Source organism: Micrococcus sp. 63XJN7_8_ISO-PGPR-S23-253 (assembly GCF_056173425.1).
Genome location: NZ_CM149673.1, coordinates 365,419 through 383,220, shown reverse-complemented (window position 1 = coordinate 383,220; position 17,802 = coordinate 365,419). Strand labels below are relative to the sequence as shown.

Genomic DNA, 17,802 nt, shown 5'->3' with positions numbered 1-17,802 from the left:
GTCTATCCTGGGCGGATGCGTCCCACCTCCTTCTCCCCCGCCGCCGGCTCCCCCGTCCTCGTCCTGCTCGAGACGGACACGGACGGCGCCCCCGCCCCGCGACTGGCAGACCCGGCCGTCCCGCACCTGAGCGTCACGGACCAGGGGGTCACCCGCGGCGACGGCATCTTCGAGACGGCGCTCGCCGTCGCCGACGGGCTCGGGACCCTGCGCATGCGCAAGCTCGGAGCCCACCTCGGCCGGCTGGCCGCGTCCGCCGCCGCCCTGGAGCTGGCCGCCCCCGAGGCGGCGGCGTGGGAGGCCGCCGTCGCGCTCGGCCTGCGGGCGTTCACCGAGGCCAACGACGTCGCGCCCGGGGACCGTCTCGCCGTGCGCCTGACCGTCACCCGCGGCCCGGACGCGGCTCCCGGCGCGGTGCCCACGCCCACCGCGTGGGCGCTGCTGAGCCCGGCCCCAGTGGTCGAGGACGAGGAGCGGCGGCGGGGGCTGCGGGTGCTGCTGCTGGACCGCGGCATCGACTCGCAGGCCCCCGAGCGCTCCCCGTGGCTGCTCACCGGCGCGAAGACCCTCTCCTACGCCGTGAACATGGCCGCCCTGCGCTACGCCCGCGACCACGGCGCCGACGACGTCGTCTTCACCAGCGCGGACGGCTACCTGCTCGAGGGCCCCACCTCCACGGTGCTGATCGTGCGCACCGGGGAGGACGGCGTCCGCCGCCTCCTCACCCCACTGCGCCAGAAGGGCATCCTCGCCGGCACGTCCCAGGCCGTGATCTTCGCGGCCGCCCACGCGGACGGCTGGGAGCTCGGCTACGGCCCGCTCGTCCCGGCGGACCTGAAGGGCGCCGAGGGCGTCTGGCTCGTCTCCTCGGTGCGCGGCGTCCTGCCGGTGCGCGCCGTCGACGGCGTCGAGATCCCCGTGGACCACGAGCTCACCGGCATGCTGCAGGCCCATCTGGACGCCGACGGCGACCCCGGCCGGCACGTCAGCGGCGACCCGGTGCCCACCGCGGGCTAGGCTGGAGACCGGCCCGTCCGACGTCGTCGGCCGCGACCGCAACCGCACGTGATATCCCCGACCACGGAAGGCGCACCATGAACACGCTCGTCCAGAAAGCCCTGTCCGCCGGCATCACGCTGGTCGGCGGCATCGTCGGCTCCCGCGTGGTCGCGGGCGGCTGGCGGCTCGTCACCGGCCACAGCGCCCCGGACGACGCGGCCGACGAGACGCTGCCCCTCGTCGAGGCCCTGTCCTTCGCGTTCATCTCCGCGGGCGTCGCGGCGCTGCTGAAGGTCGCCGGCCAGCGCGGCGCCGGCGCCGCGATCCGCAAGGTGTCCGAGTCCACCGCGCACCGCGTGGACCACGAGGTCTGAGCCGCCCCGCCACCACCACCACGACGACGGCCGCCGCCCGGAGCGATCCGGACGGCGGCCGTCGTGCTCTGCGCGGTGGTGTCAGCGGCGCCCGCGCGGCCGGGCGCCGGCGCGGCGCGGCCCGGGGTCCGCCGGGGGCTCGGCCCGACGGCCGACGGCGGCCAGCTCGTCCCGGTGCAGCAGCTCACGGCGGGCGTGCTTGGTGCGGTAGCCCGTGCGGCCCACCAGGTGGGAGGCCACCGGGGCCGTGACCATCTGGGTGACCCACGCCAGAAACAGCACGGGCAGCCACACCCACGAGCGCCACTCGATCGCCAGCCCGGCGAGCATGAGCAGCAGGCCGAGGACCTGCGGCTTGGCGGCGGCGTGCATGCGGGCCAGCAGGTCCGGCAGCACGAGCAGGCCCACGCCGGCCACCAGGGAGAAGAAGGCGCCGCTGACGAGCAGGAACGCGGCCAGCCAGTCCAGGAGCGTGGCGGTGTCGGTCATCGGCCCTCCTCCCCGCCCGGCACGTCCGTGGTGCCGGGCACGCGCGCCTGGTCCTCGAGCGAGTGGTCCGGGCGCCGGTCCTCCGCGAAGCGCGCCACCGTCACCGAGCCGACGAAGCCGACGGCGGCGGCCAGCACCACGAGGACCACGTGGTGGGTGTGGCGGTGCACGGCCATCTCCAGGACGAGCATCCCGGAGAACACCACGAGCAGCACGTCCGTGGCGACCGCCCGGTCCAGCAGCGAGGGGCCGCGCACGATCCGGTAGAGCGCACCGACGGCGCCGACCACGAGCAGCGCCCCGCCGGCCCACGTGGCCAGGTCCATGGGGTCCATCAGGCCTCCTCCTTCGGGGGGCGGGCGGCGGGGGGCGCCGAACTCGGGAAGCGGCGGACCAGCTCGAGGTCCTCACGCGTGCCGACGGCGCGGATGATGCCCGCCTCCACGTCGAGGGCCTTGGCGCGGAAGCCCGCCACGTCCTCGTCCGTGGTCGCGTCGAGCACGTGCAGGTACAGGACGGAGCGGACCCGGTCCACGTCCAGCACGATCGAGCCCGGCACCAGGGCCAGGGCGTGGCTGACGAGCGTGATGATGAGGTCGTCGTGGCTGCGCAGCGGGACGCCCACGATCGAGCCGCGGGCGCGGCGGCCACGCAGCAGCACCGTCCCGGTCACGTTGACTGAGGCGCGCACGACGTCGACGAGGAACCGCACCGTGAACACGAGGGACCACCAGGGGTTCAGACGGCCGCTGAACGGGATGTCCGGCATCGGGAAGAGCCCGATGATCAGCAGCGCGAAGGCGAGGCCGGTCAGGGCCACGTGCGGAGCGAAGTCCTGCCACAGGGCGCACCACACGGCCACCATCACGAGGATCAGCGGCCACTGGGCCACGATGCCCCGGATCCCGTCGGAGCGCACCACGCCGCGGCGGGCGGAGTCACTTCCGGGCATCGTGCACCTCCGTCGGGTCGACGCTGAGGGTGGCCGCGGCCCGCTCGGCCGCGGCGTCGTCGAGCACCGCCGCGATGTAGGGCGAGCGGTCGAGCATGTCCGTGGCTGCCTCGTCGGCCAGGGCGAACAGCGGACCGGCGGCCACCGTGAACACCAGCGTCAGGCCCACGAGCGCCGTGGTGGGCAGCACGAGGCCCGGCTCGAGCGGGCGGGGGCGCTCGCCACGGGCGACGGCCCGCTCGTAGGCGGCCACGAGCTGGGCGGGCGGGTGCTCCACGTCCTCGACGCGGCGCCAGAACGCGCGGGTCCACACGCGCACCACCACGAGCAGGGTCAGCAGGGACACGAGCAGGGACACGCCCACCAGCGTGTAGGCCAGGGGCGTGGCCTGCTCGACGCCGCCGCGCAGCAGGCCGACCTTGCCGAGGAAGCCGGAGAACGGCGGGATGCCGCCGAGGTTGAGCGCGGGCACGAGGAACAGGACGCTCACGAACGGGGAGACCTTCGCCAGGGACCCGAGGCGGTCGATGTTCGCGGTGCCGGCGCGGTTCTCGATCAGACCCGTGACGAGGAAGAGCGTGGTCTGCACGGTGATGTGATGGGCCACGTAGTACACGGTGGCCGCCAGCCCCGCCTCCGTGGCCAGGCCCAGGCCGAAGATCATGTAGCCGATGTGGGAGACGAGGATGAAGGACAGGATGCGCTTGATGTCCGTCTGGGCCAGCGCGCCGAGGATGCCCACCACCATGGTCAGCGCGGCCACCACGAGCAGGAGCGCGTTGACGTGCTCCCCCGGGAAGAGCAGCGTCTCGGTGCGGATCATCGCGTACACGCCCACCTTGGTGAGCAGGCCCGCGAACACCGCGGTCACCGGGGCGGGCGCGGTGGGGTACGAGTCCGGCAGCCAGAAGGACAGCGGGAACACGGCCGCCTTGATGCCGAAGCCCACCAGGAGCAGCACGTGCAGGACCATCTGCACGTCGGTGGGCAGCTCGCCCAGCTTCACGGCCAGGTCCGCCATGTTCACGGTGCCGGTGGCCGCGTAGATCATCGCGATCGCGATCAGGAACACCACCGAGGAGAGCACGGAGACCACCACGTAGGTGATGCCCGCGCGGATGCGCTGGGCGGTGCCCCCCATGGTCAGCAGCACGTAGGAGGACGTCAGGAGGATCTCGAAGCCCACGTAGAGGTTGAACAGGTCGCCGGCGAGGAACGCGTTGGACACGCCCGCCACGAGGATCAGGAACGTGGGGTGGAAGATCGAGACCGGCCCACCCTCGTCCCGGTTGATCAGCCCCTGCGCCGAGGCGTACAGCAGCACCGCCAGGGTGATCAGCGCCGACACCACGAGCATGAGGGCCGAGAGCCGATCCACCACGAGGCTGATGCCCAGCGGGGCCGGCCAGCCGCCGAGGTGGACGGCCGCGACCCCGGTGTCCCAGACCGCGGCCAGCAGCAGCGCGTCCAGCACGAGGGTGAGCACGAGCGTGGAGACCGTGACGGTGATCTGCGCGCGGGGGCGGCGCACGAGCATGAAGGTCACGGCCGCGCCCAGCACGGGCAGCATGACGGCCAGCGGGGCCAGGTCGGTCAGGGGGACGGAACCGATGCTCATGCGCGCTCCCCGCCCTCGGGACGGCGGCCGCGGGACGCTGCCCCGGATCCGGTGGGCGCCTGGGGGGCGGGCGTGGCGTGCTGCACCTGGGGCCGTGCCTCCGTCGCGTGCTCGTAGTGGGCGTTGGGGTCCGCGGCGTCGTCCAGGAACTCGGAGGACTCCTCCACGAGCTCCGCGTCGTCCTCCGCGTCCCAGGCGGGCATCCGGGCGATCTTGACGTCCTCCGCGTCCACCTCGACCTCGTCCTCGCGGACGAGCAGCCACGAGCGGTAGATCATGGCGGTCAGGAACGCGACCACGGCGAAGCCGATCACGATCGCGGTGAGGATCAGCGCCTGCGGCAGCGTGTCCGCGTACTCGTGCGGGTCCCGTCCGCGCACGAACAGCGGGGCCAGGCCCGTGCCGCCCGAGGCGAGGAACAGCAGCATGATGGCGCCGTTGTTGATCAGCACGATGCCGAGCAGGATGCGCGTCAGGCTGCGCTCGAGCACCAGGTAGATCCCCCCGGCGAACATCACGCCCATCGCCAGGAGCAGGGCCAGGTCGACGGTCATCATCGGGCGGCCTCCGGGGCGTCGGGGGTGGACGGGGTGGGCATGCGCGGATGACGACGGCGGGCCGCGGCGCGCAGGCGGGCGCGGCGGGCCTCCTCGCCCCGGCGGTCCACCTCACCGCCGAGCGAGCGCAGCACGTCGATCACGAGCCCGACCACCACGAGGTACACGCCGATGTCGAACGCCGTGGCCGAGACCAGCTTGAGGGCGTCGCCGAACAGCGGCAGGTCGGTGAACTCCACCACATAGGACTGCAGGATCTGCCCGCCGAAGAAGAGCGGGGCGATCCCGGTGAGCGTGGCGATCGCCAGGCCCAGGCCGATCATGGGCCCGGCCGGGATCACGGAGGCCTCCTGCAGCTCGTACCGGCCGCCGGCGAGGAAGCGCAGCGTGAGGGCCAGGCCTGCGAGCAGGCCGCCGGCGAAGCCGCCGCCGGGGGTGTTGTGCCCGGCCAGCAGCAGGTAGACGGAGAGCAGCATCATGATCGGGAACATGAAGCGGGTGACGACCTCGAGGATGATCGAGCGCCGCTCGGGGGCCATCGTGTGGCCGGCCACGAGCCACTGGCCCTTGCGATCGTCCACAGCGAAGCTGCGCACGACGGACAGCTCGCGGGCCCCGAGCGAGGAGTCGGCGCCGAAGTCGCCGACGGAGCCGGGGGCGACGTCGTCGATGCTGCGGGTGCGCCCGTCGCGGTGCTGCAGGAAGATCAGGGAGGCCACGCCGGTGGCCGCGGCGGCCAGCACCGTGATCTCGCCCCACGTGTCCCACGCGCGGATGTCCACGAGGGTGACGTTCACGGCGTTCGTGCCGTAGCCGTCCGTGTAGGCGAGCTCCGGCATGGGCAGCGAGATCCGCTCCGCCGTGCGGGCGGCCAGCGCGGTGGCGGCGATCCACATCATGGTCAGGGCGAAGCCGCCGGCGACCGCCATGCGGGCGATCCGCCGCGAGCCGGTGCGGCGGTCGTACCAGTCCGGCGGCAGCACGCGCAGGCCCAGGATGAGGGTGACCAGGATGATGGTCTCCACGAGCACCTGGGTGATCGCGAGGTCCGGGGCGCCGCGCATCGCGAACAGGGCGGCGGCGCCGTAGCCGGTCACGGACACCAGCATGATCGCCTTGAAGCGGCGGCGCGCGCGGACGGCGAACACGGTGGCGACGGCGATCATCAGCACCACGACCAGCTGCGCCGGGGTCTGGAACCAGGCGACGTCCGCGGAGAGGAACGAGGTGGCCAGCGTGCGCTCGCTGCGCCCCACGGGGAAGAGCAGGAACGCGGCCGGCAGCAGGAACGCGGTGGCCAGGATGATGCCCAGGTAGCGGCGCAGGGAGCCGGTCTGGGTGCGCCCCGTGACCCAGATGGCGACCTCGTCGAGGGCGCCGGTGATCTTCCGGTACGTGCGCAGGGCGTCGACCGGGAACTCGACGCGGCGCTGGAACGCCTCGACTCCCGGCCGGCCGAGGGCGAGCAGCGCGCCGAGCACCCAGACCCCCGCGGAGAGGGCGAGGATGGGCGTCCAGCCGTGCCACAGGGCCAGGTAGGCCGGCGCCTCCTCCGGGTCCAGCGGCGGCAGGGAACCCGTGTGGGCGGTGATGATCCCCTCCACCGGGCCGGGCAGGAAGGCGAGCACCAGGCCGGCGAGCGCGAGCAGCGCGGCCGGGGCCAGCTCGAGGGTGGTGACGCGGGTGTGGAAGCGCGTGACGGGGACCGCGGCCCCCTCCTCGTCCCGCTTGGCGGCGAACGAGCCCCACAGGAACCGCCACGTGTAGGCGAAGGTGAGCACCGAGCCCACGGTCATGAGCACGAGCGGCGTCCAGCCCCACACGTCCGCGTGCGCCACGCCGTGGGCGGCCAGGCCCTCCAGGACGGACTCCTTGGCCACGAAGCCGAACAGCGGAGGCAGGCCGGCCATGGACAGGCCCGCCACCACGGCGACGGCGGCCAGGGCCGGGTGGCGGCGGCCGATCCCGGAGAGCTGGCGCAGATCGCGCGTGCCGGCCTCGTGGTCGATGATGCCGACCACCATGAACAGGGGGGCCTTGAACACCGCGTGGGCCAGGAGCATGGCGAGGCCGGCCATGGCGGCGTCGCGGGTGCCCAGCCCGTTGGCCACCATGAGGAAGCCGAGCTGGGAGACCGTGCCGTACGCGAGGACGAGCTTGATGTCTGTCTGCCGCAGGGCGCGCCAGCCGCCGAGCAGCAGGGTCCACAGACCCACGCCGATCACGAGGACCTGCCACATGGCGAGGCCGTGGAACTCCGGGGCCAGGCGGGCCACGAGGAAGACGCCGGCCTTCACCATGGCCGCCGCGTGCAGGTACGCGGACACGGGGGTCGGCGCGGCCATGGCGGCCGGCAGCCAGAAGTGGAAGGGGGCCTGGGCGGACTTCGTGAGGGCGCCGATCAGCACCAGGGCGACGGCGACCTCGAGCAGCCCGCGCAGCCCGGCGTCGGCCATGAGGGCGGGGGCGGCCTCGAGGACCCCGGAGATCCGCCAGGACCCGGCGAAGTGGGCCAGCATGATCAGGCCCGCGAGCATGGCCAGGCCGCCGAACGTGGTGACGATCAGGGCGGTGATGGCGGAGCGGCGGGCGAAGATGCGGTGGCCCGAGTAGCCGATCAGCAGGAAGGACAGGACAGACGTGATCTCCCAGAAGGTGTAGAGCACCATCAGGTCGTCCGTGGTGACGAGCCCGAACATCGCGCCGGCGAACGCCAGCAGCTGCCCGCCGAACACCGCGTTGCGCGGCTCGTGCTCCCGGAAGTAGCGGGCGCAGTACGCCAGGACCAGCGCGCCGACTCCCAGCACGATCAGGGACATGAACGCGGCCAGCACGTCCATGCGGAACGCGAGCTCGATCTCGAGGTACGGCACCCACGGCACGGCGCGGTCCAGGTGCGCCGCCGAGGCCGGGACCGGCCGGCCGGCGTCGAGCGCCTCCTGCAGCGCGAACACGTGCGGCAGCTGGGTGAGCAGCCAGACGAAGCCCGCCGCGGGGGCGGCGGCGAGCAGATAGAACCCCTGACGTCCCGTCCACCGGAAGATCACCGGGGCGGCGAGCGCGACGACGAAGAGCGCGGTCAGGATGACGAGCATGCGGTCCCTTCGTCAGGCACGGGCGGGGGTACGGTCCAGCCTAGCGGAGGGATGCGCCCCACCCGGGGTCAGCGGACCGATTCCGCGCTCCGCGTGATCGGCTCCGTGACCCGGGCGAACAGCAGCCCACCGGCCACGAGCACGACGGCGATCACGGGGATGACCACCCGGTTGTCCGGGTGCAGGGCGAGCGCGAGCGTCACGAGCGCGGGCGTGATGAACCCGACCGCGCGGCCCGTGGTGGCATACAGCCCGAACACCTCGCCCGCCGTCCGCGGCGTGGTGAGCCGGCCCAGGAACGCGCGCGAGGCCGACTGCACCGGGCCCACGAACAGGCACAGCGCCAGCCCGCCGACCCAGAACGCGAGGGTGCCCGAGGCGAAGAACAGCGCCCCGGCCACGAGGACCATGGCGGCCAGCGAACCGAGGATCACCCGGCGCGGGCCGACTGCGTCGTCGAGCTGCCCGCCCACGAAGGCGCCCAGGGCGGCCACCACGTTGGCCGCGATCGCGAACAGGACCACGTCCGAGGCCGCCAGCCCGTAGACCGTGGTGCCCAGGATGGCGCCGTAGACGAACACCGCGCCCACGCCGTCGCGGAACACCGCCGAGGCCACGAGGAACCACAGCGTGTTCCGGTCCTCGCGCCACATCCGGGCCAGCGTGGCCCCGAGCTCGCGGTAGGAGCCCAGCACCGACTCACGGCGCGGCCCGCCGTCCGCCGCCGGGGCGGGGGCCGGGTCCGGCACGGCCACCAGCACGGGGATCGCGAACACGAGGAACCACGCCGCGGCCACCAGCGCGACCACCCGGATGTTCAGCGCCGCGTCCTCCGTGACGCCGAACCAGTGCGCGTCCCCCGAGACGAAGCCCACGAACACGATCAGCAGCAGCAGGATGCCACCGAGATAGCCCGCGCCCCAGCCGATGCCCGAGATCCGGCCGATCGTGGCCGGCGTCGAGATGTGCACGAGGATCGCGTTGACCTGCACCTCCGCGAACTCGAAGAACACCGTGCCCAGGGCGATCAGGGTGACGCCCAGCAGCAGCGAGGACTCCTCCGGGGTGACCCAGAAGCAGGCCGCGGTGCACGCGATCACCGCCGCCGTCATCACCCCCAGCCAGAGGCGGCGCCGGCCCGCGCCGTCCGCGCGCCGGCCCATCACGGGCGCGGTCAGGGCGATCACGACGCCGGCGATCGCCAGGGCCGTGGACAGCCACGCCGTGCCCCGCTCGTCCGGCCCGAACGCGTCCGAGGCCAGGTAGGTGCCGAACACGAAGGTGACCATGACCGCGTTGAACGCGGCCGAGCCCCAGTCCCACAGCGCCCACGCGGCCACCTGGCGGCGCGGGGCGGCGGAGGCGACCGGCGGGAGCGCGACGTCGGTCATCGCTCGATGCGGGTGAGATGGAAGTCGCGGTGCGCCCGGGAGGCCGTGGGCCCGCGCTGACCCTGGTACCGGTTCTGGTTGGCCCCGGTGCCGTACGGCGACTGGGCCGCCGAAGAGAGCCGGAAGAAGCACAGCTGGCCGATCTTCATCCCCGGCCACAGCGTGATGGGCAGCGTGGCCACGTTGGACAGCTCGAGCGTGACGTGCCCGGAGAACCCGGGGTCGATGAACCCGGCGGTCGAGTGCGTCAGCAGGCCCAGCCGCCCCAGCGAGGACTTGCCCTCGAGGCGGGCGGCGAGGTCGTCCGGCAGGGTGACCTGCTCATAGGTGGAGCCGAGCACGAACTCCCCCGGATGCAGGATGAACGCCTCGTCCGGGTCCACCTCCACCAGCCGGGTCAGCTCGTCCTGCTTCTGGCGCGGGTCGATGTGCGCGTACCGGTGGTTGTCGAAGAGCCGGAAGAACCGGTCCAGGCGCACGTCCACGGACGCGGGCTGGACCATCGCCGGGTCGAGGGGGTCCAGGCCGACGCGCCCGGAGTCGAGCTCGGCGCGGATGTCGCGGTCGGAGAGCAGCACGGCTCAGTCCATTCGCACGACGACGGCCAGCGGGGTGCGCTCGCGGCCCTGGCCCAGCGGGTTGTCCGCGAAGGCGGCTTCGAGGACGGCGGCCGACGCGGCGGTGTCCTTGCCGAGGGCGTTGCGGCCGATGTCGTTGGCGTCCATCACGACGGTGCCGGCGAAGGAGGCCTTCGCCCAGGCCGGGATGTCCGCCGCCCGGATCATCGCCGAGACCTCGGCGGCCACCCGGTCCGGCTCGGCCGGGGGCAGCTTGGCCGAGACGTTGGCCGGGAACGTGGAGTAGGTGGTGGGCCCGTCGATCGCGCGGACGTTGCCGCCCACCACGTTGTAGAACACACCGCGCTTGCCGGCGACCTTGCCGGCGGCGCCGGCGGCCGCGGAGAGCACGATGCGCGGCAGGCCGGCCTCCTGGATGGCCAGCTGCATGGTGGTGGGGTCACCCAGACCGATGCCCGCGGGCGTGCGGGTGACCAGGCGGGAGAGGGCGCGCGCGGCCATGGAGGGGCGGACCTCCCAGGTGTAGTAGGAGCGGCCCTGGGTGATGGCCACGATCTTCTCGGACACGGAGAAGTGCCACGGGGCGTCCTGCGGCATCGCGTCCGCGGGCAGGTCGCGGAAGAAGTCCTCGATCTCGCCGCGCAGGTAGGCCTGCAGGTCCGTGTCCCGGTCCACCAGGCCGGTCTGCACAGGGAAGCGGCGGTAGCGGCGGCCGTCCTCGGCGGAGACCAGGTCGAGCTCCTTGCCCGGGTTCGGCTCGTGGTCCGGTTTGGCCGGTGCCGGGGCGGTGGGGGCCTCGTCGACCGCGGTGGCGGGGCCGGCCGGGGCGGCGTCCGCGTCCACCGCGTCGCGCAGCCAGAGCTCGAGGTTGAGCAGGCGCCAGAAGCGCTCGGGGTCGTGCCGGCGCGGGTGGGCGAGGAAGTCCTCGAAGAGCGCGCGGACGGTGGGCGCGTCGGCGTACGGGCGGGCGGCGAACGAGTCGGAGGCGAACACCTCGCGGACCGGCTCGCGCAGGGCGAGCAGCAGGCCGGCCGCGGCGTCGTCGTCCGCGTGGCGGGCCGGCGGGAGGACGGCGTCCACCAGGCCGGCGAGCCGCCCGCGCGGCACGCCGCGATCGGCGGGGCGCTCGTCCGCGTGGGCGTCGACGAAGGCCGAGTTCAGCAGCGCCTCGACGGGCACGTCGGCGCGCTCGCGGGAGTCGGCCAGGCGTGCGGCGACGTCGCGGCGGGTCGCGGTCAGGGTGCGCGCGGCACCGCGCAGGCCGCGGGACGCGTCGGCGGCCGACGGCGTCGGGGCGGGGCGGCCGCGCATGTGCGCGGTCGAGGCCAGGGGACCGCCGTGGGCGCGGATCGCGGCGCGGACCGACTCGAGGTCGGCGACCGGGGACGGCGTCGCGGCGGGGGTGGGCGGTGCGGGCCGGGGACCGCCCACGAGGAAGGGGCGGTCCGCCTCCCCGAACGCGAGGTAGCGGTACACCGCCGCGTCGTCGGGGCGGGCGGGGACCTGGGCCGCGTCGGCCGTGGTGTCGCGCATGGGACGTCCTTCCGGGACGGGGGCTTCCGGACGCGTCCGGCCGCGGCCGGGCGCGGTTCGGACTCTACCAGCGGCCCCTGGCGCACTTTCGTTCGGGAAACAACGGCCCCTGGCGCACTTTCGTTCGGGAAACGGCGGCCCCTGGCGCGCTTTCGTTCGGGAAACGGCGGCCAGGACGTCGACGACCCGGCCACGACCTACGAGGTGCGGCATGAGCGTGGATCCGCGCACCCTGCCGCCCGTGCTGACGGCCGCGCTGGCCCTGGCCCTCGTCACGGCCGCCACGAAGGTGGCCACCGGCTACCTCGCCGCGAGCGGGTGCGGCCCTGACGATCCGCGGGGAGTTCTCCATCGTGATCGCCGGGCCGGTGCTCACGCGGTACGCGGACGCGTTCGGTCGCTCGCGGGCCCGGGCGGCGACGCGGCGGGTGCGGTCGCACGAGGTCGCGGCGGCAGACCCGGTGCACTGACGCACGGGCCCGCGGGGCTCGATGACGACGCGGGGCCGGGCCACCGGCCGGGCTGGTGTAAGGTGGTGCCCGCGCCGCAGGCGGAAGCCGAGCGGTTGCGCGGGCGTAGCTCAATGGTAGAGCGCTTGCTTCCCAAGCAAGATACGCGGGTTCGATTCCCGTCGCCCGCTCCACACCACGACGACGGCCCCGGGCCCCTCACGCGAGGGACCCGGGGCCGTGTCGGTCCACGCCGTCCCGCTCGCCTCACCGGCCCGCGCGGATCTCGCGCAGCCGGCGTTCCAGGTCGACCGGCAGGTCCGCGGCGAAGCGCGGGTCGAGGTCGGGCCCGGCGTCCGCCAGCCGGTAGACACCGTCGGCGCGGTCGAGGAACCCGTAGTCCACGAGTTCGCGACGCAGCGTGGCCACGTCCTCGTGGGCGGGGCGCAGCAGGTCGTTGACCTCGGCCTCCGCGTAGGCGCGGCCCGCTCTGAAGCGACGCAGCAGCTCGAGAAGGACGGCCACCCGCGGCTTGCGGCGCGCAGGGATGGAGCGCAGCCGGTCCCCGTCGAAGAAGCGGGCGAGCACGGTCGCGTGGTAGCGCTCGGCGGACTGCCACTCGTCGGCGAGGGCCGCCGCCGCGGCGGTGTACCGCTCACCGGTGACGGCCATGCGGGCGCGGATCAGGGTCTTGAGGTCGGACTGACGGGTCATGGTGCATCCTCGCAGGCGCGCTCCCGGCCATGCCGCGCCGCGGGTCGGGGACGACGTCCGTCGCGTGCGGGTGAGCCCGAGGATCCGCTCCCCTTCGCGCCGGGCTGCAGGGCCCTGCCGCGCGGGGCCGGGCCGCGTGGCGCGCTCGGCGGTGGGCGCCGCCGTCGTGATCCAGGCTAGCCGACGCCCGCGGCGTAGGATCGCGCCATGCCCCTGACCCCGCCGCGGACCGCCCCACCCCGACCCGTGGAGGCCCGTCCGTGACCCAGGTGCTCTCCGGCTTCGCGGTCGTGTGGGTGATCATCCTCGTGGGCGTCCTGGTGGGGCGCACGGGGGTGCTCGGCGAGCACGGCCGCACCGTGCTCTCCCGCGCGGCGTTCTTCATCGGCAACCCGGCGCTGCTGTTCGTCACGCTCTCCCGCGCGGACGTGGGCGCCGTGCTGGGCCCCCAGCTGTGGGTGGCCTCGCTGTCCGCGTTCGCGGCGGCCGCGCTGTACCTCGCAGTGACGATCCCGCTGTTGAAGGGCCGGCCGGCCTCGGAGCGGATCATGTCCGCGCTCAGCGCCTCGCTCGTGAACTCGGCGAACCTCGGCATCCCCATCGCGGCCTACGTCCTCGGCGACGCCGCCCTGGCCGCCCCGGCGCTCATCTTCCAGCTGGCGATCTACACGCCGCTCTACGTGGCCGCGATGGACGCCGCCACCGCGCGCGAGGCCCGGCGACGCACGACGGCGGGCCGGCGTCGTGCGGTGCGCCGCTCCCCCGGGCGTGCCGTGGCCGACCAGGTCCGCCACACGGTCGCCAACCCCCTGATCCTGGGCTCGGTGGCCGGCCTGGTCTTCTCTCTCACCGGCTGGTCGTTGCCGGGCCCCCTCATGGAGTCCGTGGAGCTCATCGGCGGGCTGTCCATCCCGGCGATGCTCCTGGCGTTCGGCATGTCCCTGGTCGGCTCGCGCCCGCTCGAGCGGTCCGGCGGGCGACGCGCGGACGTGCTGCTCGCCTCGGCGGTGAAACTGGTGGTCCATCCGCTGCTGGCCTGGCTGCTCGCGCAGTTCGTGTTCGGCCTGGACGCGCGGCACGTGTTCGTCGCCGTCGTCCTGGCCTCCCTGCCCACCGCACAGAACGTGTTCGTCACCGCCGTGCGCTACGACACGGGCCTGCGCGTCTCGAAGGACACGATCCTGGTCACCACGATCGTCGCGATCCCGGCGATGATCGCCGTCGCCCTGCTGCTGGCCTGACGCCGACGACGACGGCGCCCGGCCCGGTGCCACGCGCCGGACGCCTCGCCGCGGCTCAGACGTCCCGGCGGATCAGCTCGTCCAGCCCCGTGGGCGACAGCAGGTACGGGGCGACCTCGAGCATGGTGCGCGCCCCCGTCTCCCCCTGGGCCCTCAGACGCGCAGCGGCACGGCCGTCGCCGGACGGCGTCGGAATGGCCCTGCGAGAGGCCCTTGCCCCAGAACATGTTCTGCTGCGGCTGCGGGAACAGCGCCGCACCCAGCACCCGGTTCAGCGAGAACAGGCCCGGGTCCCAGCCGGTGGAGATCATCGCCACGTGCCCGCCCTCCCGGGCCGCGGCGTCCATCTCGGCGCGGTGCCGCGGGATGAGCTGGTGGTTGTCGTCCTGGTGGGGTCGTGGTCAGGTCGGTCCCGCCGGCCTAGGCTCGGCGCCGCGGGGCGCCGAGTCCGCCCGCCGGACCGCGCAGCAGGAGCACGACGACGGCGACCAGCCCCGCCAATGCCAGCGCGCTGACCACGTAGATCGGCCAGGCCCACGGGCTGTGGTCGCCCCCGCCGATGCCGTAGGCGTCCGCGAGCGCCATGCCCGGCCCGAACGAGGCCATGAAGTAGGCCGGGGACGCGGCGACGAGCGAGGCGAGGCCCAGGGCGAGGACCGCCAGCGGGTCGACCTCCTCGCGACGCCACGTGAGGAACCACAGGATCGCGGCCACACCGAGCCCGGCCGCCAGGATCACGGCCGAAAGGACGAAGGGGATGCCGAGCTCACCCGCCGCGCTCAGGTCCGCGTAGATCCTCCCGAGGCCACGGTCGCCGGGCGCGGCGGCCAACGGGTTGAGGACGAACACCTGCAGGGCCGCGAGCGCCGCGACCGCCGCGACGACGCCCGGGACCACCGCACCCGCGGCGAGCCGCACCCAGCCGGGCCGGTCGGGCAGGGCGAGGGGCGCCGTCGTCGGGCGGGGCCGGGCGGGGCGGGAGGACGCGGCGGGGCGACGGGCGGAAGGGGACATGCGGCCAGGCTAACCGCTCGCCTTCGCCGCGGACACGAGAGCCTCCGGCGCCGTTTCGTCAACGAAAGCGTCTGCGGAGGCTCCGCCGCCCCCGCCGTCTCGTCGGCGACAGCGGTGGGGCGTCAGCGCACGCCGGCGCCGGAGAGGGTCTTGGCCCAGGCCTCGATGGCGTCCCAGTCGCGGAAGTCGCCGTAGTGCTCGTTGCGGGAGAGCTTGAGCTTGAGCTTCTCCAGCCGGCCCAGGCGCTCCTCGACGAGCGCCCCGCGGAAGTAGGCCACCTCGCGCGGACCGTAGGACTCGAGTTTCTCCCGCACCGGCCGGGCCAGCTCGGGCGCGCCGCCCGAGGCCAGGATCACGAGCGGCAGGTCCGCCAGCTCGGCCCGACGGGTGTCGAGGAACGCCCGGGCGTCGGCGGCGAACGAGCCCGTGTAGACCGGAGCCGCGACGATCACCGCGTCCGCCGTGGCCAGCCACGCGGCGGCGCCCTCGACGTCCTCCACCACGGTCGGGACGGCCTGCGACGTGCGCAGCACCTCCGCGACACGCTCGGCGATCTCTCGCGTGGATCCGTGGGCGGACGAGGTGACGATGAGCGTGGTCATGGTGGGGCGCAGCCTTCGGGGTCGGGGGCGGACGACGCGCTCAGTGTATCCCGCGCAGGTCCAGGTCCAGGCGGGTCTCGGCGCCCTCCGGGGCCTGATCCGGGGTGTGCACCGTGACCGGGATGCCCCAGTCCTGCTGGTACAGGTGGCAGGCGGCGTGGTCCGGGATCGGCTGCCCCTTCTCCCCGTCGCATGCGGCGGCCCGGGCGGTGATGTGCAGGACGCCCTCCTCGACCTCGGGGTTCAGCCGCAGCGTCCGGTGCAGCCCCGTGGACGTGCCCGCGCCCTCGAGCAGCAGCTCCTCCGGGGAGGAGGAGATCTTCAGCTGCGTGGGGTCGCCCCAGCGGTCGTCCAGCTTCTGCCCCGTGGGCGCGGCGAAGCCGATCGTCAGGTCCAGGTCGCCGGCCACCACCGGGGTGCGGGGACGCTGCGTCTGCCGCGCGCCCTCGTCCACGGTGAGGAACTCCTCCGGCACGGCCAGTCGCGTGAGCCGGTGGGCGTTGGACTCGACCACCACGATCGCGGTGTCGTTCCCGTCCGCGTCGTGCTCCACGAGCACGTCCGAGGGCTCGAGCAGCCCGCGCGCCACCGTGGTCACCGTGGCCGGGACCGCCCGGCCCGCGGCGTCCTCGCCGGCCGGGGCGTACCGGCGGATCGCGCCGTTGTACGTGTCCGCGATCAGCACGGAGCCGTCCGGCAGGGCCGTGACGCCCAGCGGGTGCTGCAGGCGCGCGCGGTCCGCCTCCCCGTCCACGTGGCCGAAGTCGAACAGGCCCGCCCCGACGGCGGTCCCGACCTCGCGGCGCCCGTCCTCCCCGGTCCGCACCCAGCGCACCGCGGAGGTCTCCGAGTCCGCGACCCACAGCGCACCGTCCGCGCCCACGGACAGCCCCGAGGGCTGCGCGAACCAGGCCCGTCCGGCGTCACCGTCCAGCAGGCCCTCGAGCGCTGTGCCCGCGTGCACCGCGAGCGCGCCCGTGACGGGGTCGAAGTCGAAGAGCTGGTGCGTGCCGGCCATCGCGATCACCACACGCCCCAGGGCGGGGTGCCACACGACGTCCCACGGGGAGGACAGCGAGACCGCGGTCGGCTCCCCGGGCAGGTCCGCGAGGTCGACGGCGACGTCCTCCTCGTCCTCGACGGCGGCGGCCTCCTTGGCGCGCTCGGAGTCGATGAGCTTCTGCACGCCGTTGCCGGCGAGGGTGCTGACGTGCCCGTCCGACAGGCGCAGGCCCCGCAGCCGGTGGTTGACGGAGTCCGCCACGACCACGTCGTAGCCGACGCGCTCCGCGACGTCCTCGGGCAGCAGCGCCAGGCCCTGGGGCTCGTTGAACAGCGCCTCGTCCGGCCCGCCGTCCGCGTGGCCCTTCTCCCCGGGCGTGGGGAATGCGAGCTCGGCCTGGCCCGCGCCCGCCGTGGCGGGGTCCCCGCCGCCGAACGCGCGGAGCACCGTGGTCAGGTCCTCGGCGACCTCCAGGAGGCGGTGGTGGCCGGTGTCCGAGACGAGGAACGAGCCCGGGCGGGAGCCGCGGCCGCCGAGGGACACGGCCTTGCCGGGGAACGACAGGTCCCGGGCCACGGGCGCGGGCGGGACGTAGGGGCCGGAGCCGCGGTGCAGCGTGCCCTTGGCCTCGTGCTCGGCCACGAGCTCGCGCACGAGGCCGTAGAGCCCGGCCACGTGCCCCTCGCCGGACAGGTGCGCGGCGATGTAGCCCTCCGGGTCCACCACCACGAGGGTGGGCCACGCGCGCGCCGAGTACGCCTGCCACGTCGTCAGCTCGGGGTCGTCCAGCACGGGGTGCTCGATGGCGTAGCGCTCGACGGCGGCCGCCAGCGCGTCCGGGTCCGCCTCGTGCTCGAACTTGGGCGAGTGCACGCCCACCGTGACGAGCACGTCCGCGAACTCCTCCTCGAGCGGGTGCAGCTCGTCCAGGACGTGCAGGCAGTTGATGCAGCAGAACGTCCAGAAGTCGAGGAGGACGACCTTGCCGCGCAGGTCCTCGAGGGTCACCTGCTCGCCGCCGGTGTTCAGCCAGCCGCGGCCCACGAGCTCGGACGCGCGCACCCGGGTGGCCGCGCGCGGCACGGCGGCGGGGGCGTCAGCGGACGGGGCGGGGTTCGGGGTCTGCGGTGCGGTCATGCCCACCATCATGGCGCACGTCCCGGACGCGTCAGCCGTGAGCGGACGCCGGCGGC

General features: G+C 74.3%; 15 protein-coding genes, 1 tRNA gene and 3 pseudogenes. 5 read left to right on the top strand and 14 right to left on the bottom strand.

All coding sequences use genetic code 11. The features are described 5' to 3' along the window. The first annotated feature begins 15 nt into the window (after positions 1–15). A complete protein-coding gene (locus AC0VX4_RS01815; protein WP_475464498.1) occupies positions 16–1,017 on the top strand; it encodes an aminotransferase class IV in 1,002 nt (333 codons plus the stop codon). Positions 1,018–1,094: 77 nt separating this feature from the next. Next, positions 1,095–1,373, top strand: a complete 279-nt coding sequence (locus tag AC0VX4_RS01810; protein WP_036317169.1) for a DUF4235 domain-containing protein — start codon at positions 1,095–1,097, stop codon at positions 1,371–1,373. A gap of 81 nt (positions 1,374–1,454) precedes the next feature. Here AC0VX4_RS01810 and mnhG read toward each other — a convergent pair whose 3' ends face one another. The 9 genes and pseudogenes from mnhG to AC0VX4_RS01765 form a co-directional block, all read right to left on the bottom strand. Then, positions 1,455–1,862 carry a monovalent cation/H(+) antiporter subunit G gene (mnhG, locus tag AC0VX4_RS01805; RefSeq protein ID WP_102708546.1) on the bottom strand — a complete coding sequence of 136 codons (408 nt, stop codon included), beginning with the start codon at positions 1,860–1,862 and terminating at the stop codon, positions 1,455–1,457. Continuing rightward, complete coding sequence (locus tag AC0VX4_RS01800; protein ID WP_036317163.1) at positions 1,859–2,197, bottom strand: MrpF/PhaF family protein; 339 nt, start codon at positions 2,195–2,197, stop codon at positions 1,859–1,861. The genes mnhG and AC0VX4_RS01800 overlap by 4 nt, the downstream gene beginning before the upstream one ends. Next, the gene (locus AC0VX4_RS01795; protein ID WP_036317160.1) at positions 2,197–2,814 is read right to left on the bottom strand and encodes a Na+/H+ antiporter subunit E; all 618 of its coding nucleotides are present in this window, start codon (positions 2,812–2,814) and stop codon (positions 2,197–2,199) included. Before AC0VX4_RS01795 ends, AC0VX4_RS01800 begins: the two co-directional genes overlap by 1 nt. Continuing rightward, complete coding sequence (locus tag AC0VX4_RS01790; protein WP_475464497.1) at positions 2,801–4,432, bottom strand: Na+/H+ antiporter subunit D; 1,632 nt, start codon at positions 4,430–4,432, stop codon at positions 2,801–2,803. Before AC0VX4_RS01790 ends, AC0VX4_RS01795 begins: the two co-directional genes overlap by 14 nt. Continuing rightward, positions 4,429–4,989, bottom strand: coding sequence for an NADH-quinone oxidoreductase subunit K (locus tag AC0VX4_RS01785; RefSeq protein WP_052001218.1), 561 nt, complete (start codon positions 4,987–4,989; stop codon positions 4,429–4,431). Before AC0VX4_RS01785 ends, AC0VX4_RS01790 begins: the two co-directional genes overlap by 4 nt. Continuing rightward, a complete protein-coding gene (locus AC0VX4_RS01780; RefSeq protein ID WP_216879488.1) occupies positions 4,986–8,084 on the bottom strand; it encodes a Na+/H+ antiporter subunit A in 3,099 nt (1,032 codons plus the stop codon). The genes AC0VX4_RS01785 and AC0VX4_RS01780 overlap by 4 nt, the downstream gene beginning before the upstream one ends. A 68-nt stretch (positions 8,085–8,152) precedes the next feature. Beyond that, positions 8,153–9,538 (bottom strand): annotated as a pseudogene (locus AC0VX4_RS01775) (MFS transporter); the annotation flags it as partial. Further along, entirely contained in the window at positions 9,472–10,053 is a 582-nt protein-coding gene (gene dcd, locus AC0VX4_RS01770) for a dCTP deaminase (protein ID WP_237069039.1), read from the bottom strand. The pseudogene AC0VX4_RS01775 and the gene dcd, both read right to left, overlap by 67 nt. A gap of 3 nt (positions 10,054–10,056) precedes the next feature. Next, positions 10,057–11,586, bottom strand: coding sequence for a hypothetical protein (locus AC0VX4_RS01765; protein ID WP_475464496.1), 1,530 nt, complete (start codon positions 11,584–11,586; stop codon positions 10,057–10,059). 208 nt (positions 11,587–11,794) lie between these two features. Between AC0VX4_RS01765 and AC0VX4_RS01760 the strand changes: the two are divergent. Together AC0VX4_RS01760 and AC0VX4_RS01755 are read left to right on the top strand one after the other, a co-directional pair. After that, a pseudogene (locus AC0VX4_RS01760) lies at positions 11,795–12,056 on the top strand (cation:proton antiporter); the annotation flags it as partial. Positions 12,057–12,155: 99 nt separating this feature from the next. Continuing rightward, a tRNA-Gly gene (locus tag AC0VX4_RS01755) sits at positions 12,156–12,229 on the top strand. Positions 12,230–12,302: 73 nt separating this feature from the next. Here AC0VX4_RS01755 and AC0VX4_RS01750 read toward each other — a convergent pair. Beyond that, positions 12,303–12,749: a DUF2087 domain-containing protein gene (locus AC0VX4_RS01750; protein WP_065572502.1), complete on the bottom strand. Its 447-nt coding sequence runs from the start codon at positions 12,747–12,749 to the stop codon at positions 12,303–12,305. Between the two features lie 260 nt (positions 12,750–13,009). On the opposite strand from AC0VX4_RS01750, the gene AC0VX4_RS01745 reads away from it, so the two are divergent. Then, the gene (locus tag AC0VX4_RS01745; protein WP_049161209.1) at positions 13,010–13,990 is read left to right on the top strand and encodes an AEC family transporter; all 981 of its coding nucleotides are present in this window, start codon (positions 13,010–13,012) and stop codon (positions 13,988–13,990) included. A gap of 170 nt (positions 13,991–14,160) precedes the next feature. Here the strand turns inward: AC0VX4_RS01745 and AC0VX4_RS01740 are convergent. The 4 genes and pseudogenes from AC0VX4_RS01740 to AC0VX4_RS01725 all read right to left on the bottom strand — a co-directional run. Further along, positions 14,161–14,373 (bottom strand): annotated as a pseudogene (locus AC0VX4_RS01740) (diaminopimelate dehydrogenase); the annotation flags it as partial. A 37-nt stretch (positions 14,374–14,410) separates the two neighbouring features. Next, a complete protein-coding gene (locus AC0VX4_RS01735; protein WP_049161208.1) occupies positions 14,411–15,004 on the bottom strand; it encodes a hypothetical protein in 594 nt (197 codons plus the stop codon). 122 nt (positions 15,005–15,126) lie between these two features. Then, positions 15,127–15,606 carry a flavodoxin domain-containing protein gene (locus AC0VX4_RS01730; RefSeq protein WP_002858354.1) on the bottom strand — a complete coding sequence of 160 codons (480 nt, stop codon included), beginning with the start codon at positions 15,604–15,606 and terminating at the stop codon, positions 15,127–15,129. A 40-nt stretch (positions 15,607–15,646) separates the two neighbouring features. Further along, a complete protein-coding gene (locus AC0VX4_RS01725) occupies positions 15,647–17,746 on the bottom strand; it encodes an NHL domain-containing thioredoxin family protein (RefSeq protein WP_248073297.1) in 2,100 nt (699 codons plus the stop codon). Between the last annotated feature and the right edge of the window lie 56 nt (positions 17,747–17,802).